General features: G+C 41.2%; 20 protein-coding genes and 1 riboswitch. Of the genes, 15 read left to right on the top strand and 5 right to left on the bottom strand.

Features of this window, described 5'->3' with window-relative positions; all coding sequences use genetic code 11:
* The first annotated feature begins 15 nt into the window (after window positions 1–15).
* From LCM09_RS17300 to LCM09_RS17240, 13 genes are all read left to right on the top strand, one after another.
* On the top strand, window positions 16–960 hold the full coding sequence (locus LCM09_RS17300) for an AAA family ATPase (RefSeq protein WP_263623069.1): 945 nt from the start codon (window positions 16–18) through the stop codon (window positions 958–960).
* On the top strand, window positions 957–1829 hold the full coding sequence (locus tag LCM09_RS17295) for a DUF58 domain-containing protein (RefSeq protein WP_224884500.1): 873 nt from the start codon (window positions 957–959) through the stop codon (window positions 1827–1829). The genes LCM09_RS17300 and LCM09_RS17295 overlap by 4 nt, the downstream gene beginning before the upstream one ends.
* Window positions 1830–1838: 9 nt before the next feature.
* Entirely contained in the window at window positions 1839–3635 is a 1797-nt protein-coding gene (locus LCM09_RS17290) for a vWA domain-containing protein (protein WP_224884498.1), read from the top strand.
* Window positions 3625–6360 (top strand): VWA domain-containing protein, encoded by a 2736-nt coding sequence (locus tag LCM09_RS17285; RefSeq protein WP_224884848.1) that lies wholly within the window; start codon window positions 3625–3627, stop codon window positions 6358–6360. Before LCM09_RS17290 ends, LCM09_RS17285 begins: the two co-directional genes overlap by 11 nt.
* Window positions 6361–6456: 96 nt before the next feature.
* Complete coding sequence (locus LCM09_RS17280; RefSeq protein ID WP_404800862.1) at window positions 6457–7821, top strand: sigma-54 interaction domain-containing protein; 1365 nt, start codon at window positions 6457–6459, stop codon at window positions 7819–7821.
* 234 nt (window positions 7822–8055) lie between these two features.
* Window positions 8056–8763, top strand: a complete 708-nt coding sequence (locus LCM09_RS17275) for a CoA transferase subunit A (RefSeq protein WP_224884494.1) — start codon at window positions 8056–8058, stop codon at window positions 8761–8763.
* Entirely contained in the window at window positions 8760–9428 is a 669-nt protein-coding gene (locus tag LCM09_RS17270) for a 3-oxoacid CoA-transferase subunit B (protein WP_224884492.1), read from the top strand. Before LCM09_RS17275 ends, LCM09_RS17270 begins: the two co-directional genes overlap by 4 nt.
* 15 nt (window positions 9429–9443) lie before the next feature.
* Entirely contained in the window at window positions 9444–10763 is a 1320-nt protein-coding gene (locus LCM09_RS17265; protein ID WP_224884490.1) for a GntP family permease, read from the top strand.
* Window positions 10764–10782: 19 nt separating this feature from the next.
* On the top strand, window positions 10783–11562 hold the full coding sequence (locus tag LCM09_RS17260) for a 3-hydroxybutyrate dehydrogenase (RefSeq protein ID WP_224884488.1): 780 nt from the start codon (window positions 10783–10785) through the stop codon (window positions 11560–11562).
* Window positions 11563–11619: 57 nt separating this feature from the next.
* Entirely contained in the window at window positions 11620–12795 is a 1176-nt protein-coding gene (locus LCM09_RS17255) for an acetyl-CoA C-acetyltransferase (protein WP_224884486.1), read from the top strand.
* Window positions 12796–13080: 285 nt separating this feature from the next.
* Window positions 13081–14142, top strand: a complete 1062-nt coding sequence (rsgA, locus tag LCM09_RS17250; protein WP_224884484.1) for a ribosome small subunit-dependent GTPase A — start codon at window positions 13081–13083, stop codon at window positions 14140–14142.
* Window positions 14143–14167: 25 nt separating this feature from the next.
* Entirely contained in the window at window positions 14168–14680 is a 513-nt protein-coding gene (locus LCM09_RS17245; protein WP_224884482.1) for a DinB family protein, read from the top strand.
* A gap of 31 nt (window positions 14681–14711) precedes the next feature.
* Window positions 14712–14834 (top strand): YuzL family protein, encoded by a 123-nt coding sequence (locus LCM09_RS17240; protein ID WP_224884481.1) that lies wholly within the window; start codon window positions 14712–14714, stop codon window positions 14832–14834.
* A gap of 39 nt (window positions 14835–14873) precedes the next feature.
* Here LCM09_RS17240 and LCM09_RS17235 read toward each other — a convergent pair whose 3' ends face one another.
* On the bottom strand, window positions 14874–16289 hold the full coding sequence (locus LCM09_RS17235) for an aminotransferase-like domain-containing protein (RefSeq protein ID WP_224884479.1): 1416 nt from the start codon (window positions 16287–16289) through the stop codon (window positions 14874–14876).
* Between the two features lie 380 nt (window positions 16290–16669).
* On the opposite strand from LCM09_RS17235, the gene LCM09_RS17230 reads away from it, so the two are divergent.
* A complete protein-coding gene (locus tag LCM09_RS17230) occupies window positions 16670–18367 on the top strand; it encodes a peptide ABC transporter substrate-binding protein (RefSeq protein WP_224884477.1) in 1698 nt (565 codons plus the stop codon).
* A 39-nt stretch (window positions 18368–18406) separates the two neighbouring features.
* Here the strand turns inward: LCM09_RS17230 and LCM09_RS17225 are convergent, their stop codons facing one another.
* The 3 genes from LCM09_RS17225 to LCM09_RS17215 form a co-directional block, all read right to left on the bottom strand.
* Window positions 18407–19870, bottom strand: coding sequence for an amidase family protein (locus LCM09_RS17225; protein ID WP_224884475.1), 1464 nt, complete (start codon window positions 19868–19870; stop codon window positions 18407–18409).
* A gap of 119 nt (window positions 19871–19989) precedes the next feature.
* Complete coding sequence (locus tag LCM09_RS17220) at window positions 19990–20571, bottom strand: ECF transporter S component (RefSeq protein WP_224884473.1); 582 nt, start codon at window positions 20569–20571, stop codon at window positions 19990–19992.
* Between the two features lie 148 nt (window positions 20572–20719).
* A riboswitch (FMN riboswitch) is annotated at window positions 20720–20855 on the bottom strand.
* 171 nt (window positions 20856–21026) lie between these two features.
* Complete coding sequence (locus LCM09_RS17215; RefSeq protein WP_224884471.1) at window positions 21027–21401, bottom strand: c-type cytochrome; 375 nt, start codon at window positions 21399–21401, stop codon at window positions 21027–21029.
* A 180-nt stretch (window positions 21402–21581) separates the two neighbouring features.
* Here LCM09_RS17215 and spoIIP point away from each other — a divergent pair, with 180 nt between their 5' ends.
* The gene (gene spoIIP / locus LCM09_RS17210; RefSeq protein WP_224884469.1) at window positions 21582–22754 is read left to right on the top strand and encodes a stage II sporulation protein P; all 1173 of its coding nucleotides are present in this window, start codon (window positions 21582–21584) and stop codon (window positions 22752–22754) included.
* Window positions 22755–22792: 38 nt separating this feature from the next.
* Here spoIIP and LCM09_RS17205 read toward each other — a convergent pair whose 3' ends face one another.
* The gene (locus LCM09_RS17205; protein WP_224884467.1) at window positions 22793–23365 is read right to left on the bottom strand and encodes a YitT family protein; all 573 of its coding nucleotides are present in this window, start codon (window positions 23363–23365) and stop codon (window positions 22793–22795) included.
* Window positions 23366–23485 lie beyond the last annotated feature (120 nt).

Here is a 23485-nt window from a genome sequence, read left to right as displayed (position 1 = left end):
TACACGAGAGAGAAAATGGATGAAATCAGAGCGGAGCTCGGCAAATACATCGTAGGTCAGGAGAAGACGATCGAGCAAGTCCTGTGGACGATTTTTTCAGGTGGACACGCTTTGCTCGAAGGGTTACCTGGTCTAGGAAAAACAATGCTCGTTCGAACTCTTTCAGAAATAATGGACTTGAACTTCTCAAGAATTCAATATACGCCGGATTTAATGCCAGGTGACATTACGGGGACGATGATGATTCAACCTGACGAAAGGGGAGGTCAATCATTCTCTTTCCACAAAGGACCGATTTTCTCGAATATCGTTTTAGCAGATGAAATTAACCGTGCGACACCAAAGACACAGAGCTCGTTACTCGAAGCGATGCAAGAAAAAACGGTTACTGTGATGGGGGAAATGAAAGAACTCCCAAATCCGTTCTTTGTCTTAGCTACTCAAAACCCAATTGAACTCGAAGGAACCTACCCTTTACCTGAAGCACAAATGGATCGCTTTCTTGTCAAAATCGATGTCGAGTATCCTTCTCGGAGTGAATTGAAAGAGATTGCAATCCGTACAACGAGTGGAGAGCAATTCGAACTCAATAAGATGATCGATGGGCAATTCATCGTTGATGTTCAGAAGCTTACGAATGAAGTACTTGTTGCAGATAGTATTATGGACTTTGCCGTTTCATTAGTATTGAATACCCACCCTGATCAAGATGGTGCACCGGAAGCTATTCAACAAAATGTACGATATGGTTCTGGCCCACGTGGCCTTCAAGGGATTATTAAAGTAGCAAAGACACGAGCATTACTAGCTGGGAGAGCGAACGTGTCGATTGGGGATATAAAACAAGTGGCTATTCCTGTATTACGTCATAGAGTGTTCCTTAATTTTGAAGGAGAAGCATCAGGTGTCGTAACGGATGATCTTATTATGGAAGTGATCAAAGGATTAGAAGAAAGATGATGCTATCTCCTCGTGTCATCCAGCGATTACCTAAGCATAGAATCCAATCTACAATCCTAGCAAAAGGAACACACCGAGGAGAAAGGAAATCTACAAAGCTAGGTACATCACTTGAATTTTCAGATTATCGTCTATATTCTCCTGGTGATGATCTGAGGCAGATCGATTGGAACGCCTACGCTAGAACAAAACGACACTATATTAAGAGGTTTATGGATGAGCAAGAACTACTGATTTCAATTTATTTAGATGCGACATCTTCTGTTGTGTTGGATCAGCAGAAGCGGGACTTAGCTCAGTCTATTGCTGGAGCTTTCGGATACATGGGGCTATGTGGAGATGATCGGGTGAGCCTTCATCCAATTGGTGATAATGTGCCATCTTTTCAATTTCGTAAAGGTAGAGCATATAGTAGTAAGCTGCTAAGCTATATCGCTTCGTTAAATCATACGGGGGAAAGGGCTACTCAATCTTTTATGAAAGACGTTATCCGCAAACTCCCAAAGAAATCAGGACTGTCGATCATCATAAGTGATTTCATGGAGCCACTAGATGACATTAAGTCTTCATTGAAACGACTGCAGGCACAAAGGCAACAAGTTCGATTGATTCAAGTCCTCACAGAGGATGAGTTAAACCCTCGTTATAGTGGTGACTTGAAGTTAATCGATAGTGAGAATTTACAAGAAACAAACGTTTCGATGAACAAAAAGGTTCTTGATTCTTATCGAAAAAGACTAAGCGCTCACCAGCATGATCTTAGGCGATTTTGTTCTGAGCGTGGAATCGGAATGGTGACATGCTCTGCCTCTGATGAAATTGAAAACGTGATGTTTCGTGATTTGCGTAAGAAAGGCTGGATTTTGTGAGGTGATGAAATGGGTTTTATAGTGCCGTCTTTTTTATGGATGTTAAGTTTAACAGCTATGATCGTCGTCTTTTATTTATTTCGAAAGCAGTTCGATAAAACACAAGTCCCCTCGACTTTTTTATGGAATCAAGTTATTGAAGAGTGGCAGGCTTCTAAATGGTGGCGGAAACTTCAACAAAACCTCTTATTCTACCTGCAGCTTTTATTTGTCATCCTCATTGTCATTGCACTCGCAAGGCCGTTCGTTGTGACCGATAAGATGTCAGGAGAAACAGGGGCAGTCGTGCTCGACACGTCAGCTACGATGTCTGCAGGTAAGGACGAAACAAAGTTTGAACGCGCAAAGAAAGAAGTGCTCGATCTTATAGATGATCTTGGAGATGAGCAGAGTTTAACGATGGTCACGGCGGGAGCTGTTCCAGAACTAATTTTTGCAAACGAAACAGATAAACGAAAAATGAAATCGTTAGTTGGAGATCTTTCGGTTACATATGAAGAAGAGAATATGACTGAATCGGTTAGTCTCGCCGCATCATACATAGCAGGTCAACAGGGGAGCATCTACATTTTTTCAGATGATGTAGAGGAAAACGAGGTTAGTGACGTTCAGTCTCAAGTGGTTGTAAGGAATATTGGTGAGGAAGTAGAGAACCTTTCCTTACTAACCTTTGGTGTGAAGAACAACCAAGCAACCGCAACAGTAAAAAATAACACGCAGGAATCTTCATCAATCAGTGTTGGAATCTATTCAAATGAAAAAAAGGTGATTGAAACAAAGAAGCACGTGGTCGAGGCTGGTGAATCCTATACATTTCGATTCGATGAATTACCTGAGCACCGTTATTACAAAGCGCATATCGAGGAAGATGATGACTACGCTATCGATAATACGCAATATGCATTTTCTAATGTAGACGTTACACCTGAAATCTATTTTGCGGGTGACGTGTCACCATTTATCAAACGAGCATTTACATTACTTGGATATGATCCTATAACCCTCACATCAGAGAACGGTTCTTTTTCATACCCAGAACGTGAAGATGCTATTTATGTCTTAAGTGGAGTGAAAAAAGCAAACTGGCCTGAAAAAGGGGGAGTATTGCTGTTTTCACCTGTAGCGGAGGGAAGCACAGACTATCACGTGAAAAAGAAAATCAAACTAGAAACGAAACTTACTGGCTCAGACCGTCCCGTTTTGAAGTATGTGAACATGGAGGACGTGTATCTTCAGTCAGCTTATCCTATTTCGATCGATCTCGATCACATTGTGAAAAGTGGTGGCGTTCCAGTCTTGCTTAGTGGAGATTTTGAAGGAAAACAAATGATGGTTGCTTCATTTGATATCAATGATTCCGATTGGCCCCTTCATCCTGGTTTTCCGATTTTTGTACAAAACACGATTCAATCCCTGAGTAAGACTCAAACCACTCTTGGTACATATGTGCCTGGTCATACAATGGAATTACCGTTTTCCTCTAGCACGAAAGTTGCTGTAATAGAAGATAGTAATGGAACAACAGTGAAAGAATTAACGGATGATTGGAGTCTCGAAGTTCCTTATCAACCTGACATGTATACGATTATTGAAGAACGTTCCGATGGGTTTTCGGAACGAAACTTCGTTGTAGGTATTCCATCAAGTGAATGGTCGCCTCAAGTAAATGAATCCTTTTCTAGTGGAGAAGAATCTGGACCTGCTGCAAAATCAGGGATAGTAGAGTGGTGGCATGTATTTGCTGGAGTAGGGCTTCTCATTTTATTAATCGAATGGGAGGTGCATCGACGTGGGAATGCAATTTGAACATCCCCTTTGGCTTTTAGTGCTTCTTCTCGTGACATTCTCTCTCTTCTTGTACTGGAAGCAAATGAGATTCGTCACTGAGGAATGGGTATTGATTTCGCTTAGGTCGCTTCAATTTATTTGTTTAATCTTTGCGCTTGCTGGTCTGCAAATTGTAACACCTGTTACAGAGCTCTCAACCGTTTTTGTAGTAGACCGGTCTGATAGTCAAAAAAACCAAAGTGATGAGATGAAGAACTATATTCAGGATGCTCTCGAAGAAAGTAAAGTTGAAGATGAGTTTGGCATCGTAACTTTTGGTGCAGGAGCGAATGTGGAACGTAACCTTCGACATTATGAAGAAGAAAAAGTTGAGTTTCTTGCAGAATCGGACGGTACCGCTACTAATCTTGCTAGTGGTTTGAGCGTTGCAGGAAGTTTACTAGATTCTACTCGTCGATCGAGGGTGGTGCTTTTAACAGATGGAAATGAGACTACTCATGACGGTGTAGCACGAGCTGAAGAACTTGCTAGACAAGGAATTACCGTTGATGTAAAAGCGTTCCAACCTGATTCACAAGAAGACGCAGCAATCACGTCTTTTAGTGTGCCGAATAACGTTTACACTGGAGAAACGGCAAGTCTTGAACTAAACGTTGAAAGTAACAAAGAAATGAAAGCGAGTGTAAGGATTTACGGTGGAAACGAACAAATTATAGAGAAAGAGGTCCAACTAGAAGCCGGGGTTAATCGGTTTACATTTAATGATGAGGTTTCAGAATCTGGATTCAAAGAATACAAAGCTGAAGTGTACGCCATTACAGATGCGATCCCAGAAAATAATGAAGCCTATGGGATATCGAATATTAAAGGTACCCCGAGGATTTTAGTAGTAGAAGGTGAAAAAGGAGAGGGCGATAATGCAGTAGCAGCACTCGATTCTACTGATTTATTCGTAAAGCAAATCACTCCAGAACTTCTCCCAACATCCCTCACAGGTCTTGCTGAATATCAATCGATCCTATTTGCGAACGTTTCTGGGTCACAAGTTAGTGAAGATCAAATGACGATGATTGAGTCAGCGGTCCGTGACTTTGGAACAGGCTTTATCATGACAGGTGGAAAGAACAGCTTTGGACTTGGTGGGTATTTCAAAACGCCACTCGAAAACATCCTACCTGTCGATATGGATGTGAAAGGAAAAAAAGAAATTCCTTCTCTCGGTTTGGTTATCGTCCTTGATCGTTCAGGAAGTATGACAGGATATAAACTCGATATTGCAAAAGAAGCAGCTGCACGTTCTGTTGAATTGTTGAGAGAAAGAGATACGTTCGGATTTATTGCTTTCGATGATCAACCATGGGAAATCATCGAAACGAAGCCAATTAAGGACAAAAAGAACGTGATTGAAACCGTGACAAGCGTGACTGCAGGTGGAGGAACTGAAATCTTCTCTTCGCTCTCCCTTGCTTATCAACGGTTATCACCTCTCGAGTTGAAAAGAAAGCACATCATTTTACTTACAGATGGCCAAGCAAACAATCAACCAGATTATGAGGGGATGATGCAGGCATCAGAAAACAGTGACATCACTCTCTCGACTGTTGCGATTGGTTCAGACGCGGATCAGATCCTTCTTGAAGACCTAGCTGGGTATGGAGAAGGAAGGTTTTATAACGTGTCGGATGCTTCGACCATTCCAAGTATCTTAGCTAGAGAGACAGCTTTAACAACGAGAACGTATATTGAAGACAATCCCTTCTTTCCTGTTGTGACTGGAAGCGAAGTGCAACCGTACGTTGAAGACGGGGTTCCGCGGATGAATGCCTATATCGCGACAACACCAAAAGGGCGCGCTTCTGTACTTCTTCAAAGTGAGAAAGAAGATCCTGTACTTGCAAAATGGCAATATGGTCTTGGAAAGACGATTGCTTGGACGAGTGACCTGAGTGGTGAATGGTCTGGAGGCTGGCCATCTTGGAAGCAGTGGTCACCTTTTTGGAACAATATCGTGACATCAACACTCCCCCAATTTGAAGGAGATACCTTTGAGCTTACTTCTACGAAACAAGGTGAACAGGCAACAGTATCAATTTCTGCTTATGAAGAAGGGGGAGGAGACGTCACTGGAAAAATAATAGATTCAGCTGGTAATGAAGTGCCTTCTCAGTTTAGAATTACTGCTCCAGGAGAATATGAACTAACATTCAAAGGAGAAACAGGCGTCTATTTTGCTCAAGTTGAACAACGGGAAAATGGCGAAGTTAGCGACGCTTATCAATCTGGGTTTGTGATTCCGTATAATGAGGAGTACCGTCCAGTAGAGCTTGATCAAAAGAAGCTTGAAGCAATTGCCGAGGCGGGAAACGGACGTGTGCTGACTGAGTCTGATCAAGTGTTTCTTCGGAATATACCTGTAGGAAATGAGCGGCAGTCAATTTGGAAGATTTTATTGTTACTAACACTTTTCCTATTTATTGCGGACATCGCACTTCGTCGTTTTGGTCTCGTAAAAGTTAACTGGAAGAGTAAGGTAGCTAGAAGTGATCATGCTCAAACGAACGTAAACACACAGAAATTTGAACGATTAAAATCTGCTTCAAAAACTAGCTCTACGAAGAGACCCTTTTCAAAAGTAGATCCTCCGAAAGAGAACGTTGATAAAAAAGCCTCGCCCCCATCGGATAAGACGAATAACAGTGATCGAATGACTAGATTACTAGATGCAAAAAACAAACGAAAGTGAAGAAAGGGCCCTTGAGGAAAACTCAAGGGTCTTTTTGATTAGGAAGGGAAGAGTGATGTTACAATAAGAGAATGATAGGAAAGAGGAGTGGCTAAAGTGAACCCTGGTGAGCTTACGATCAAATGCAATATTTTGGAGAAGATTATTGATAACGCTTACGAATGGATTGTCGTTGTAAATAGAGACGGTGTGATTGATTATATGAACAAAACATACTGCGAGTTCTTGGAAGTGGAAAGTGAAGAAGTAATCGGAAAGCATGTAACGGATGTTATCGAAAATACGCGTATGCATATCGTAGCAAGAACAGGTGAGCTTGAGCTTGCTGACCTTCAATATATACGCGGAAACTATATGATCGCCAACAGAGTTCCAATCTATCATCATGATGAACTCATCGGTGCTGTTGGTACGGTGATTTTTCGGGATACTGAACAGTGGAAGCAAATGAACACCCACGTGAAGGGACTTCTTTCAGAGCTTGAATACTATCGAAGTGGGACCGCAAAAGAAAATGGTGCGAGCTATTCCCTCTCAGATATCGCTGGGGTCTCAGATTCGATTCAAACGTTAAAAGATAAGGTTAAACAGATTGCGAGCGGCAATGTCTCCGTTCTGATTCGAGGTGAGAGTGGTACTGGTAAAGAGCTGTTCGCTCACAGTATTCACCAATTGAGTGAGCGTAGCAATCGTCCTTTTGTAAAAGTAAATTGTGGTGCGATTCCAGATCAATTGTTAGAGTCAGAGCTATTTGGGTATGAAGAAGGTGCTTTTACAGGAGCGAAAAAAGGTGGGAAACCTGGGAAGTTCGAGCTTGCGAATAATGGAACGATCTTCCTAGATGAGATCGGCGATATGCCTGTGAACATGCAGGTGAAATTGTTAAGGGTCCTTCAAGATCGAGAAGTAGAACGTCTTGGTAGCCTTCAGCCGAAAAAAGTTGATGTACGCATCATTGCGGCTACGAATAGACCGCTTGAAGCCATGGTTGAAGAACGACGATTTCGCGAGGATTTGTTTTATAGGATCAATGTGATTCAATTGTTCATTCCGCCATTACGAGATCGAGTTAAGGACGTAAAGCCTCTAGCAGAACTCTTCGTAAAGAAGATCGCTATAAAAACTGGTAAACGAGTACTCGGGATAGAGAAAGCAGCACTACAATTTCTTCTTCAACATAACTGGCCAGGAAACGCTCGTGAGCTTGAGAACGCACTTGAAGCTGCCGTACACCTCACAAGAAGTGAAACACTCGATGTTGAGTCCCTTCCTGATTACTTAACAGAAGAAAAGACGATCGTAGCAGCAGGTCGAAAGTTAAAAGACGTTATGGAAGAGGCAGAGAAAGAAGCGATCAGAAAAACGCTTATAAAGTGCTCCGATAACAAAATAGAAGCTGCGAAAATCTTAGGAATAGGCAAAACAAGCTTGTACGACAAGATAAAAAAATATAATCTTTAAAAAATTCCAGAAAACCGGAATGCGTTCCGGTTTTCTGGAATTTTCTCTTTTTCTCAGTAGTGTAGAAGGTTTTATCTATTATGTAACCTACATTAAGAACGGGATTCCGAAAAACCGGAAACGTCTAGAAGAGGACGAAGGCTATAAAGCAAGCGTTTTCAGTGTTTTTTGAAAAAAGTGAGAGTTGGCATGGCACTTGCATTATATATAGTGAATGTGAAAGGAGTGGAAAGATTGAAAAAGCAATTTGGAAATGGTTATGAAGCAGTACAAAATATTAAAGATGGTAGCACGATCATGGTGGGTGGATTTGGTTTAGTTGGAATACCTGAACAAATGATCTTAGGGTTGGTTGAATCAGGTGTAAAAGACCTTACCGTTATTTCAAACAATTGTGGAGTGGATGAGTGGGGGCTTGGCCTATTATTAAAGAAAAAACAAATTAAGAAAATGATCGGCTCCTATGTAGGAGAAAACAAAGAATTTGAACGTCAGGTTCTTTCTGGAGAGTTAGAAGTCGAATTAATTCCACAGGGAACGCTCGCTGAGCGTATTCGTGCTGGAGGTGCAGGAATACCAGCATTTTATACGCCAGCAGGAGTAGGGACTGAGGTTGCGAAAGGGAAAGAAACACGTGTGTTCAATGGAAAAGAATATGTTCTTGAACAAGCACTTCATGCAGATTATAGCCTTGTTCGGGCGATCAAGGCGGATGAGATGGGTAACTTGCTATACAACAAAACAGCAAGGAATTTTAACCCTATGATCGCCGCAGCAGGAAAAGTTACTTTTGCAGAAGTAGAATGCATCGTTCCAACAGGGCAGCTTGATCCAGATCAGATTCATACACCAGGTATTTACGTACAGGCAATGTTGGAAGCTGAACAAGAGAAACGTATTGAGCGTCGTACAGTACGCGAGGGACAGGAGATGATGAAATGAGTACAACAAAAACGAATAATAGAGAGCGTATCGCTAGGAGAGCTGAACAAGAAATTGAAAGCGGTTTCTACGTCAATCTTGGAATCGGAATGCCCACTCTTGTTGCGAATCATATCTCTGAAAACAAAGTCGTTGTACTTCAATCAGAGAATGGTTTACTAGGCATAGGAGCTTATCCTGAAGAAGGAGATGTAGATCCAGATTTAATCAATGCAGGGAAAGAAACGGTTACTGCAACTACAGGTGCTTCATTTTTTGATAGCGCAGAGTCTTTTGGAATGATTCGTGGAGGTCATATTGATTTAGCTATTCTTGGAGGAATGGAAGTTTCTATGAATGGCGATTTAGCGAATTGGATGATTCCAGGAAAAATGATCAAAGGAATGGGTGGTGCGATGGACCTTGTACATGGTGCTAAGAAAATCGCAGTCATTATGGATCATGTGAATCGAGATGGCGCACCTAAAATTGTGGAGCAGTGCTCATTACCTTTAACAGGAAAAGGAGTTGTCGATCGGATTATCACAGAACGAGCTGTGATCGACGTAACCGAAGAAGGGCTAGTATTAAAAGAAGTAGCCAAAGGGTTTACGCTCGATGACATCAAGAGCTCAACTGGTGCAGAACTAGTAGTAGCGTCAGATATTACATATGACGCATTTTAAGGGGGAGGAACAAAAATGTTAAGTATGATTGGATTGATAGGAGGTTTATTGCTACTCATTTATCTTACGATGAAAGGCATGAACTTGTTAGTCGTAGCGCCTCTTTGTGCATTGTTTGTAGCATTAATGAGTGCTCTACCATTGTTTCCACAGCTTGTAGAAGAAGGAGCAGCCAATTTTGTTGGTAATTACATGGGAGGATTCGCAGGTTTTGTTGCATCATGGTTCCCTATGTTCTTACTTGGGGCAATCTTCGGGAAAGTGATGGAAGATAGTGGAGCAGCTGATAGTGTATCAAAATGGGTCGTTGCGAAGCTAGGTATTAAGCAAGCAGTACTCGCTATCGTTCTTGCGTGTGCGATCTTAACGTACGGTGGAGTGAGCTTGTTCGTTGTAGCTTTCTCAGTGTATCCGATGGCAGTAAGTTTATTTAAACAAGCTGACTTACCGCGTCGATTCATTCCTGCAGCGCTTGCATTTGGATCTGTTACGTTCACAATGACTTCTGCTGGATCACCGGAAATTCAAAACTGGATTCCGATTGAATATCTAGGTACGAGCCCATATGCTGGTTGGGAAGTCAGTCTTATCGTTGCGTTGTTTATGGCAGGGTTTGGTTACTGGTGGCTGAAACGTATGATTTCAAAAGCTGTGGCAAAGGGTGAGAAATTTACTGCAAGAGATGAAGATCCAGAAGTTGAGGACCGTCCTCTACCACATCCACTAATGGGATTAGTTCCACTAGTGATCGTCTTGATCATTTCGTTTATTTTCCACGATAGCTTGAAGCAGTCAGCATTGATCATAGCGCTTCTTGGTGGAATCATAGCTACATATTTGCTAAACAGAAAATACTTTGCAAACTTTGGTCGAGCTGTTTCCGATGGTACTCTCGGTGCTTTGATCGCAATTGGTAATACCGCCGCAGTTGTAGGATTTGGAGGCGTTGCGAAGGCTGTTCCAGCATTTGAAACGGCAGTAGGTTTTATGACAGGAATTCCAGGCAGTCCGTTAATTGGGGGAGCGATCGCGGTAAGTGTTATTGCCGGGCTAACAGGTTCTGCTTCAGGAGGACAGGTTATTGCACTGCCAATTATTGCCCCGCACTATATTGATGCTGGAGTGAATCCAGAAGCACTTCACCGTACCATTGCTATTTCTTCTGGAGCTCTTGATTCCCTTCCACACAATGGTTATGTCGTGACGACAATTCGAGCGATTTGTGGGGAATCACACCAAGATGCATATGGTGCAGTAGGAGCATTAACTGTAATCGTTCCGCTCATAGGCTTAGCACTCGCCATTATTTTATTCAGCCTTGGATTAGGAATTTAAGGGTTAAGGAGGAATTCAGTTGTTTGTTAAAGATAAAGTAATCGTCATCACTGGAGCGGCAAGTGGAATCGGAAAAGAACTTGCTAAAGTGTTTGCAGATCACGGGGCAAAGGTTGTTCTGAGTGACCTTGATGAACAGAAGGTGAAGGATGCTGCTGAAACGATACGTAAGGAAGGCGCGACAACTCTTGGTTTACGTTGTGATGTAACGAAAGAAGAAGAAGTACAGAATATGTTGGACAAAACGTTGGAAGAATTTCATTCTGTTGATGTGTTAATAAATAATGCCGGGCTCCAGCACGTCTCAAATTTAGAGGACTTTCCTACTGAGAAGTTTGAGCTTCTCACAAAGGTAATGCTCGTTGCGCCTTTCATTGCAACGAAGCTAGTGTTTCCTATCATGAAGAAACAGGGAGCGGGTCGCATCATCAACATGTCATCGATCAACGGTTTAGTTGGTTTTTCTGGAAAGTCAGCTTACAACAGCGCAAAGCATGGCGTGATAGGTTTAACGAAAGTTGCTGCACTTGAAGGTGCTGAGCATGGTATTACCGTTAATGCCGTTTGTCCTGGTTACGTTGATACACCGCTAGTACGTGGTCAGCTCGAAGACCTTGCAGAGAGCAGAAACGTACCACTTGAACGAGTTTTAGAGGATGTCATCTATCCACTTGTTCCTCAAAAACGACTATTATCTGTTCAAGAGATTGCGGATTATACGATGTTCCTTGCTAGTGACCAAGCTAAGGGTATTACTGGACAAGCTGCTGTAATCGACGGAGGGTATACGGCTCAATAGTAGTTGTAAACGCTTTCCTTCATTTGTAAAATGAAAAAGAGGAATGGAGGAGATATTGTGAAAGATGTATTTATTTTAGAAGGTGCTAGGACCCCGTTCGGGACTTTTGGTGGCGCACTAAAAGATGTCTCGCCTACCGATTTAGGAGTAACGGCTAGTAAGGAAGCACTTAAAAAGAGTGGGGTTAGTGCCGAGGAAATCGACTTATCTGTGATTGGTAACGTCATTCATTCAACTTCGAATGCATCTTACCTTGCACGACATATTGCTTTGAAGTCAGGTGTACCGATCACTAGTCCTGCTTTAACTTTGAATAGACTGTGTGGATCAGGATTACAGTCCGTTGTGTCTGCAGCACAATCAATCATGATGGGTGAAGGGAGAACAGCTCTAGCTGGTGGCGCAGATAACATGAGCTTAGCTCCACATGTACTTAGAGGGAGCCGGTTTGGGACAAAATTAGGTGCACCAAAAGTTGACGACATGCTTTGGGCGACTTTGACTGACGAATACACGGGCTATGGCATGGGTGTTACAGGTGAAAACTTAGCTGAGAAGTACGGAATTTCAAGAGAAGAGCAGGACGAATTCGCAGCTCAGAGTCAACAAAAAGCTACACGTGCGAGAGCTGAAGGAATATTCGCTGAAGAAATTGCTGCAGTTGAAATTCAAGGTAAGAAGGTGACACAAGTAACAGAGGATGAACATATTCGAGAAGGTACAACCGCTGAGAAACTTTCGACACTTAAACCGGCATTTAAGAAAGATGGTACCGTTACTGGCGGGAATGCTAGCGGTATTAATGATGGAGCAGCAGCTGTCATTTTAGCAGATGAAGAATATGTTTCATCTAACAATCGATCTCCACTTGCCCGCATCGTTTCATGGGGAATTGCAGGAGTAGACCCTTCTATTATGGGAATCGGACCTGTGCCTTCTATTCAAAAAGCGCTGAAGAACGCTGGTCTAACCATGCAGGATATGGACTTGGTCGAGATAAATGAAGCTTTTGCAGCTCAGTATCTAGCTGTCGAGAAGGAACTTGAACTCGATCGGTCGATCGTAAATGTACATGGTGGAGCAATTGCGCTTGGTCATCCTGTTGGTGCAAGTGGCACAAGAGTCCTCTATACATTGGTCAAAGAGCTCGAACGAAGAAAAGGTAAATATGGAGTTGCATCCCTTTGTATTGGCGGAGGCCAAGGCATAGCAGTTGTTATCGAAATGGTTTAATGTTTCAGAAAACATTTACAATTCTTAAAAAGTAACATATAATGAATGGACTACTAACGGAAAGGGGCTGTGTACTATGTCAAATCACAAAAATAGCATTGTAATTTCATATTGTGCACAGTCCATTACATGAGCAAGATAGCCTGAAGATCCTTTTGATTAATAAGGCCATGGACTGTGTGCATACATGTTCATGGTTTTTTTATCCCACAAGTGTAGGGATGTGTGAAAAGCCGTGCTTAGAAGCGGCTTTTTTTTATTACATTATTAATCAGGAGGATTTAGATGAATTTAATTAATTTAGGTTGGAATGAATTTTTTGACGATATGCTTAGTGAACCAATTGTAGAAGGAAGTGACCCTGCACGAGTTATCCAAGAACATAGAGGCTCATATGTAATAAGCAACGGTGAAGAAACGTATCGTGCAGACCTCGCTGGCAAATATCGCTTTGAAGCTTCAACTCGAGATGAACTTCCAGCTGTTGGCGACTTTGTACTCGCTACGCTATTGCATGAAGAGAAGAGCGCAATTATTCACAAGCTCGTCCCACGTAAGAGTAAGTTTTCAAGAAAAGCCGCAGGAAACACCACAGATGAGCAAATCATAGCCGCTAATATCGATACTGTTTTCTTAGTCAATGCTCTTAATCAGGATTTTAATCTTGGAAGAATTGAACGCTATCTTGTTATGGCATGGGAGAGCGGTGCAAATCCTGTTATTGTGCTAAGCAAGGCCGATCTAAGTGAAGATTCAGAAGAGATGGCTTTATCTGTTGAGAAGATTGCCTGTGGTGTGCCAGTTCACATTGTGAGTTCAACGACTAGTGAAGGACTTGAGACGCTACATGAATATCTAGGGTTAGGTAGAACTGTTGCACTTCTTGGTTCATCAGGTGCAGGAAAATCGACATTAATCAATAAGTTATATGGTAGTGACATTCAAAGAGTCCAAGGTATTCGAGATGATGATGGAAAAGGTAGACATACGACAACGAGTCGAGAATTGGTGGTTTTAGAAAATGGAGGTGTGTTGATCGATACTCCTGGAATGAGGGAGCTTCAGCTTTGGGATGCGGGCGAGAGCATGACGAATAGCTTTCAAGATATTGAAGACCTTTCTAAGAACTGTTTCTTTCGGGACTGTACACATTCAGAGGAACCGAAGTGTGCGGTGCATGCCGCAATCGTTGACGGGACGCTTGATCAAAGAAGGTTCGAGAATTATAAAAAGTTCGAGAGGGAGTTAGCGTATCTTCAGAGGCAAACGGATAAGCGAGCTCAGATCGAAGAACGAAAAAAGTGGAAGAAAATAGCCGGAGATCGTACAAGGCAACATCGCAGATAATTTAATTCTGAGGGGGAGCTATCTCATGGATGATGGACGTTCTATTTTGGATCACTATGCATCTTTGCCAGATTGGTTAGAAGAAACGGTTAAACAAGTAAGTGAAGAAATGTTTTTCAGCCCGATTAAGGAAAATAAGTGGTCAATAGCTGAGATTGTAGCTCATCTTCGAGTTTGGGACAACTTTCTTCTAGAAGAGCGCCTTCCTTTTATTCAAAATGAAGCAAGGCTCGAAAAAAACTCAGTCAGTGTTGAGAATACCAATTCAAAAGCAGCTAAGTACGCGAATTCAGGAAAGTCACAGAGTGAATTGATCAAGGAAACAATTTTAGAACGTCAAAAAGTTGTAGAGAAGCTCCAGGAATTTACCCCTAAAGAGTGGGAGTATACGTTTTATATCGATAAATACCCATTGTGTTTAACGAGTTATATAAAAGGATTAGTTGAACACGATCATCACCATAAGCTTCAAATAGAAGTTTTTATGACAGAGCAGGGTTTTGAGATTCCTCATTCTTCTTTAATAAGAAGTCCATAAAAAGGAGATGCTAGGAGTGGAGGTGAGTCGTATGGCAAAGCGAAAAGCAAACCCATCTACAACAGGCCTTCCTTCTTCTCAACCTGAGGGACAGGGAACTGGCATAGAGTTAGGGCAGCAACTTGATTCCAAAAGGAAAAAGAAAAAGAAATAAATAAAAAAAGTGTGTTGCGAATGCGCAACGCACTTTTTTTTATTGAACTTGGACTAGTTCGCGCTGTTCTATTTTATTCATACTTGAAATTAATCTTTGGACACCACTGAGTAAAGGCTCCTTATCAACATAGAACAACGGGATTTTAATACGGATCGTGTTGTTGATGCCGACATAGGGAAGGAGCAGCAAGTGTTCCTCAAGAAACACTTTAACTATTTCTTTGTCTGTAGCAAGTGTTTTTATGTCTAGCCATAAGGAAGTAGGGTCATCTCTTTCAACGACTTCTATCTCCTTTAAGGAAGATTCGATCATCGATAGGAGAAGATTCCTACGTTCACGGAGCTCAATCATGACAATATCCAGATGTTCGAATATGATTTCTGAACTCAAGATATTATCGATTAGCTCCAAAAGAACTGGAGGTGGTATGAGTCCAAGCTGCATTTGGACTTCTTGAAGTCGCAGCTTCACATTGGGTGGTCCAAGTATCCATCCGACACTAATTCCAGGAGCAATACCGGTAAAATGTCCAATTTGAATAACGAATTTACGGTCCCTAGCTAGTTCATAGTAAGTAGGAATTGAATTTATTTTGGAATGGATTAGGAGTGGAGCCTCAATGATCTCAACTATAGGTATTGTGGCTTGCTCGCATAATTGCAATAGATCTTTTCTTTTTTTGATCGTAGATGGTTTGTTATAGCATTGATTGTATAGTGGGCTAGTGATTACAAGTTTTAATTTTTCTTTTCGCATTAGTTGTTCAGTAAGAGGGTTATCGATAGAAAACCATATGACTTTGATCCCTGATGTTAACAACATATTGATGTGTGCAAAGTTAGACGGTGCTTCTACAGCAATCGTGTCCCCTGGGGTAAGCAAACACTTGAGTGAGATTAGGATAGCTTGTTCGATACTTGAAGTGAGAACCATGTTCCGAGGGTCAGCTTCTTCGTTGATTAGTGAACATAATGAACGAGAAACACTATAAGGTACTGATACTGCACTGTTACTTCTAATTGTGTACGGAATAAGCTCCCGTGTTTCTTTTGCTAAACAAAGGTCGGGTGCAGCTGTTCCTGTCATTAAATTAATAAAAGAGGGATCGTTCATATATTGGTATACTTGTTTGAAAACTAGGCTGTCTTCGTTTAAGTGATGATTACGTAATTTATTCCAGGTAATTGAGTGATTGGGGAGTAGCTCTTCAGCTTCTTCGCTAACTCGAGTACCACTACCTTGTTTTGATGAAATTAAACCATTTGCTCTTAGTTCCGCATAAGCAGTCGTGATCGTACTCCTGTTTACTTCTAATTGTGTTGCAAGCTCACGCTCGGTGGGAAGAAGAGTCCCTGGTATTAGGTAGCCATTAAATATGGCATTCTGATAGTATTCTACAATTTGTTTATAAAGTGGCTTTTTACTATCAAAATCTAGGATGAGTCTCGCCATTTTTCATCACCTCATCCCCTATTATAGAGAAATTTAGAGAAAATTGTATAAATTTTTAAAAAACTTTTTAGCTCTAAAGTCCTTGATGCATAAGGAAAATAAGCCATTTGCATGAATTTATAGCATATATTTACAAATTGGCTGGTGCCAATTAGACTAAATTGGATGGTTACAGAAAGTTTTTTGAAATTTACAATAAGTTTAAACATTCAGTTAAATGGTTGTTGACTTCTTCTTTCGACATGAGAATAAGGTGTACATAACAATGAGTGACATGACCTCCCTGTTATTGAACTCATGAAGGTTCCTTTTACCATTTCGAAGTGTTAGAGATCAATAACCAATTTACCTGGATGGCAAAACAAATAGGGGGTAACACAATGAAAAAGAAGTTTTCTCTATTGCTTTCTGTCATCATGTTGTTAAGCCTTTTCCTAGCAGCTTGTTCTGGAAATTCCAGTACATCTGGAAACACGAATAGCGAAGGAAAAGCATCAGGGGATTCAGAAGGCACGGAAGAAACAAGTAAAGAACAGGTATTGAATCTGACGGATACACAAGATATTCCAACGATGGATACTACACAGGCAACTGATACTGTAGCATTCAACGTAATGAACCAAGTATTTGAAGGTCTATATCGTTTAGATAAGGATAACAAACCTGTCCTTGGTATGGCTGCTGAAGAGCCTAAAGTAGAAGAAAAGGATGGCGAAACAGTTTATACATTTACAATTCGTGAGGACGCAAACTGGTCTGACGGTACACCGGTAACAGCTGGAGACTTCGTGTATGCTTGGCAGAAAATCATTCACCCTGATACAATGGGCGGCTATGCATCTATGCTAGGAACAGCTGGTATCAAGAATGGAAATGAAATCGTAACTGAAGGTGACCCACTTTACGGTAAAGTGGAAGAGCTAGGAGTTAAAGCAGTAGATGAAAAGACTCTTGAAGTTACTGTAACTCAGAAGGTTCCATATTTCTTCGATCTTCTAACATTTGCATCATTCTATCCACAACCTGCTGAATTTGCTGCTGAGCAAGGAGAAAACTATTCTCTAGAAACAGACACTATGCTTTACAACGGACCATTTACGCTTGCTGAATGGAACCATGGTGAAGGTTGGAAACTAGCTAAGAACGATGGCTATTGGGATGCTGACACTGTAAAGCTTGAAGAAGCAAACTATAAGATCGTTAAAGATGAAGCTACAAAAGTTAACCTTTATGAAACTGGAAAAATCGATCGTGTTAGCCTAAGCGCAGACTTTGTTGATCAATTCCAGGGCAGAGATGATTTCTCTACTATTCTTGATACAGCAATCTTCTTCCTTCGTTTGAACCAGAAGAATGAAGTGCTAGCAAACAACGATATTCGTAAGGCGCTATTCCTTGCTTACGATCGTGATGGGCTAGTTAACGTATTGCTTAACAACGGATCAATCGCTGCACGTTACCTTGTACCAAAAGAATTCTTGTACCTAGATGGTGAAGATTTCAGAGCACCTGCTCCAGAAGGTTATCTTGCAGACAAGTCTGCTGACGACGCTGCTGGCTACTGGACGAAAGGTCTAGAAGCTCTTGGAAAAGATTCAGTTGAGATCGAATTCCTTACTACAGACTCAGAACTAGCTTCTAAAATTGCAGAATATGCAAAAGAACAGTTCGAATCTAAGCTAGATGGACTTACAATCACAATCAACAAACAACCTTGGAAGCAGTTCCTTGATCTTGAAGATGCTGGTGACTTTGATATCTCAACTGGTGGTTGGGGACCAGACTATCCAGATCCGATGACATACGTATACATGTTTGAAACTGATGGAGCATACAACCGTATGGACTACTCTAGCGAACAGTATGACAAGTTAGTTTCAGACGCTAAAGTTGAATCTGATCAGCAAAAACGTTGGGAAATGATGCAAGAAGCTGAGCGTATCCTAATCGAAGAAGATACTGCGATCATTCCTACTTACCAACGTGGTGGCGCACTTCTAATGAAAGAACATGTTAAGAACTACCACATCCACAAGTTTGGAGCAGATTCTACACTTAAGTGGGTAACAATCGAATAGTAAACAGATTAAGAGCCAGGCATTTGCCTGGCTCTTAATTTATTTCGTGACTGTTTTAGTTATAACCTTAGGTAATCTGCGTTGGTCGGTAAGCCGCTCGAATGTATAGCCTAGTTTAATAAGCTGAGGTTCGCTATATGGTGTACCGGTAAAGGTGAGCCCAAATGGTTTCCCGTTTGAAGTGAAGCCTGCTGGTACTGTAATCGATGGATAACCAGCCTTAGCGGGGAGTGTTGATCCATAACTTCCACCAAACAAGATAGCATCTAGCCCTTCATTTTTAAATAGCGAATCAAGGCCATTTTTCTTTGCACTTGTGATGTCGTTCAGTCTACTTTTAAGATATTCTGGTTCGGTTAATGTACCACTCGTCTTGTTTGCTTCAAGCAATAGGGACTGACCATACTTTAATGCGTCTTCTTCATTTTTCTCATTGTATTCTACGATAGACGTCAAGGTAAGGTTTGTTTTGAATCTTGTTTCGTTCGCAAGGTATGCCTCTATTCCTGCTTTGAATTCATATAACAATACATTATAGTCATTTTCTAAAGCTTCCTGATCTGGTGTTATCTCGTTAACCTCTATGATTGAACACCCTGCATTCTTCAACTCTGTAACAGCAAAATCAAACTGTTCCTGTTCTTCTGGGTGCATTTCCTCGTAGTAACCATTTTTAATTACACCAAGTTTGATATTCTCGTAGGTGGGTTTGAAAAGGTATGGCGTATAATCACTTTGTACTGGTGCTGCTAGAGTAGAAGGGTCTTTATTGTCTTGCCCTGATAAAATACCGAGTAAAATCGCAGCATCCGTAATATTTCTAGTTATAGGTCCTGCTGTGTCCTGCGAGGATGAGATCGGAATGATTCCCTGTCTGCTAACTAATCCAACTGTTGGTTTTATTCCAACTGCACAGTTTGAGCTTGAAGGATTAAGAATAGACCCGTTTGTTTCAGTTCCTATAGAAGCAGTGGCGAAATGACATGCTACAGCAGCAGCAGAGCCAGAGCTTGAACCGCCGACGTCCAGTGTTCGTGGACCATAAGGGTTTAATACTTGACCACCCCTCGAGCTATATCCGTTAGGCATCGTATCGCTCATGAAATTTGCCCATTCTGTCATGTTGGTTTTTCCAAGTATGACAGCTCCTGCTTTTCTAAGGTTGGAGACGATGAAAGCATCATCATTACCAAATGAATTAGCAAGCATGGATGAGCCTGCACTCGTATGCATGCTATCACCTGTATTAATATTATCTTTTAGAAGAATAGGGATGCCATGCAAAGGGCCCCTTGGACCTTGTAAACTTCGCTCTCGATCGAGACCCTCTGCAATAAATAGAGCATCTTGGTTCACTTCTAAGACCGCATTGATTTCAGAATTATAGTTCGAGATCTGTTCTAAGTAAAAACAAACTAGTTCGTGAGATGTTAATGTTCCTTCAAACATCGCTTGTTGAAGATCTAAAATGGTTGATTTCTCAAGCCATTCGATGGTTACCATAGTAGGAACCTCCTTTTCTACTTTTTTTACGTATTCAACAAAGGATAGTAGTTTCCCTTCATATGGTAAATATGGCAATAGAAAAACGCGCATCCTTCTGGGATACGCGTTTCATGTTGCTATGCAAGTCTGGTTTGTTTCTGAAACCATGGTTTTAATTTAATAAAGAATACGATGAATATACCAGCGACGATTGAACCTTTTATTAGGTTAAACGGCGTGATTCCTTTAAGCACAAGTGCCTGGCGAGCTGAAGCTGACATCGCTTCAAACCCCATGAACCACGTGTAAGCCGGTAGTATTAATAGATAGTTCAACAATCCCATCATTGCTGACATTAAGATAGTACCGAGAATGAGCCCAATCGTAAGACCTTTTTGGGTCTGGTTAAACTTCCTGAAAATAATGGAAGTAGGTACGATGAAGAAAATTCCAGCTATAAAGTTAGCAAGCTGTCCAATTGGGACTCCCGTAAAGCTTCCCTGGATTCCGTAGTGGATGAAATTCTTAATTGCTTCAACTAATATACCAGCGACTGGTCCATAGAGGATCGCCACAAAGAGTGCTGGAATATCACTGAAATCAATTTGAAGAAATACAGGAAAACCTGGTAGCGGAAAATCTAGCAGCATCAATAGATAAGAGATACTACTGAACATCGCTACAACAATCATGCGCTGCGTCTTTGATACAGTTTTCATTTTGACATTGCTCCTTTGATTTTTGAACCATCGAAAAGGAGATGTGGCCCTATGCACGTAAAAAAACCATGAGTATGGGGCTCATGGTAGTCGGCATGGGGAAATAAGCAAGCTTATCGTCTGTTTTTCAACAGAGGGCTTGCTACTCCACCATCTTCTCCCATCCAGACTATACTGTCGGCTCTGGATTCACACCAGATCCTGCCCAAAAAACAGGCTCGCGGGCTTAAGGAAATTGTTCCTTCACCGCCGGTCGGGAATTGCACCCTGCCCCGAAGATAGTTCGTATAATGTTTTACAGCTTTATTATACATCGCGAGAGAAGATAACTCAACAAAAACATCTTGAATTCAAGCTATTCTATGATAACGCTTTCTAGATAATTAAAATCAATCTTCCAAAGATAATAATAAAAAGCTCTCTGTTAGGTTAACAGAAAGCCTTTTACCACAATATTATTTTTTTGCAGCTAGCCATTCAGCTACCATCTCAGCTTCTTTACCTTGAATTAGACCAGCTGGCATTCCGCCACCTTTACCATTCTTAATAATGCCGAGAATTTCATCCTTAGAATACTTGCCACCTACAGCTTCTAGTGCAGGACCTGCTCCTCCACCAAGGTCTCCACCGTGACAGGAAGCACAGTTTTGAGAGTAGATTTTTTCTGCTTCTCCTCCTGCTGAGTCTCCACCAGCAGATTCTTCAGTTTGCTCACCATGGCCTCCTTCAGAACCAGCGTGTTCCTCTGTTGTAGAAAGCCAGTATGTAAAGCCAACAACTATCACTAGGAACAAAATTGTCGAAGCAATATACATCGATGATTTTCCCATTCTGTTCACCTCCCCTATCCTACCTTAATCATACTTTTCGCACATTCAATTATCAAATATATTTTGCAGATATTTTGAATGTTATACGTTTCTATCTACTATTGCTATCAAAAAAATCTTCTAATGTGATTTTTGTTTCATAGACATAGAGTAAGAAGCGGGTAGGGGAGAGAAGCGTGCATGAAACAAAATACGATAAAGCTGTTTAGTAATCCTAGTAACAAAATGCTAAGAACACTTTCATTCATTATGATCATTAGCTTGATCAGTTTGTTTATCGTTGCTGGGTTTATTTCGTCATCTGAAACGAAATATCGATTCTCATCCTCAATGATGCATGATTGGGTTACGAGCTTTTCAAATGAAGCATTGATTTATGCGATGGGCACTGAAAATCATTATTTAACGCAAGTGCTGCCAGAAGGAAGTGAGCCTCCTGCACTCTCACTTGTCGCCTTTCAATTTATCACTAGTATAAAGCCAGGAGACATTCGAAGTCTTCTTGGTAGTGAGCTTCCAGGATTTGCTTTATATGATGCAAAAATCCATGTTGCGGGTGAAGGAACGAGCTTTGCGAACCTTCCTGTTGAGTCAGTTCCACCTTTAAACGATCTACTTATAGAAAGAGATGTTCCATCCGACAAGCTGATTATTCAAGATCCGAAGAAGCCTGTAACGCCACCGATTCAGACCACAAACGGCAAAGATGTCGCTTTCATCTATCATTCTCATAGCTATGAATCATATTTACCATTGCTCGGGCTTGAAGGAAACAAGAATGGAGATCTTGCTAACGATGGAAAAACAAATATTACTTTAGTAGGGAAAATGCTTGGTGAAGCGCTTGAAAATAGAGGGATAGGGACTGTTGTGGATGATTCCAATATAGGTGCATTACTCAATGAAAAAGGGTGGCAACACGGGAAGGCGTATGATGTATCTAGAACCATCGTTCAATCTGCTATGAGTAGTAATTCGGATTATGATATGTTCATCGATATCCATCGTGATGCGCTTCGGAAGAATGATACTACGGTAACAATCAATAATGAGAAATATGCCCGTACCGTCTTTGTTATAGGTGAAGAAAACCCGAACTATGAAAAGAATCTCAAACTAGCTAAGGAACTTCATGAAGCATTGAAGGAGAAATACCCTGGGCTGAGTAGAGGGGTAATTGGGAAAAAGGGACAACGTGTGGATGGCGTATATAATCAGGATGTATCCCCTAATGCGATGCTGATTGAAATGGGAGGGGTCGATAACAATCTTGAGGAGCTAAGTAGAACGGTTGATGCAATTGCAGATGTTTTAAGTGAACATTATTGGAGTGTACTAAAAGTGAATAACTAATGTAGAAAACGCTGCTTCCGTCTGGAGGCAGCGTTGTTTTATGTGGCTTCTTTTTTAATCGTTAACAAACTCGTGGCAATTCCTACAAATAAAATCGTGATAGCAGAGTACATCGTAGAGTTCAAACCAATTGTTTTTGAGCCGATAATAATAACAACACCGTCAATAAGGAAAATTATTACTCCTACATTTAAAGAGAGAAGCTTTGAAATAAACTGTGCTAGAAGGTCAGTTCCGCCAGTACTCGTGTCAAACCTAAGCATAATTCCAATCCCTGACCCTACAAAAAACCCTCCTATCATGGCACTTATCAATGAGGGATACTGAAAGGAATGACGCATCGGGGATAGGATATCGATGAAAAAAGAGGAAAGTAACAGGCCATGAAGACTGTTATAAAAGTAATGGCGAAAATAAAGGAAAGCAAAAATATAAAGTGGAATACTTAAACATATAATCGTGAGTCCTGTTTCAAAGCCCCATATATATTTAATGATTAACCCAATTCCAATCATTCCCCCATCAATCAGATGGTTTGGGACAAGAAACCCATTGACTCCTACTCCGACCATAATACTTCCAATAAGCACAGCTACTATTTTCTTTAGCATGGTGCGATCACCTGCTTGTTCAGGGTTGTTTTAATATGTATGTGTTTGAAGAGAGTTTCATAACGTGTTTGTTATCTGCAAAAATAGAAAATGCTGCAAGACAGCATAGTGTCGGGGGTT

The sequence above is a fragment of the Guptibacillus algicola genome (assembly GCF_020171805.1).
Lineage (GTDB): Bacteria > Bacillota > Bacilli > Bacillales > Guptibacillaceae > Guptibacillus > Guptibacillus algicola.
This window is presented reverse-complemented; position numbering and strand designations above follow the sequence as displayed.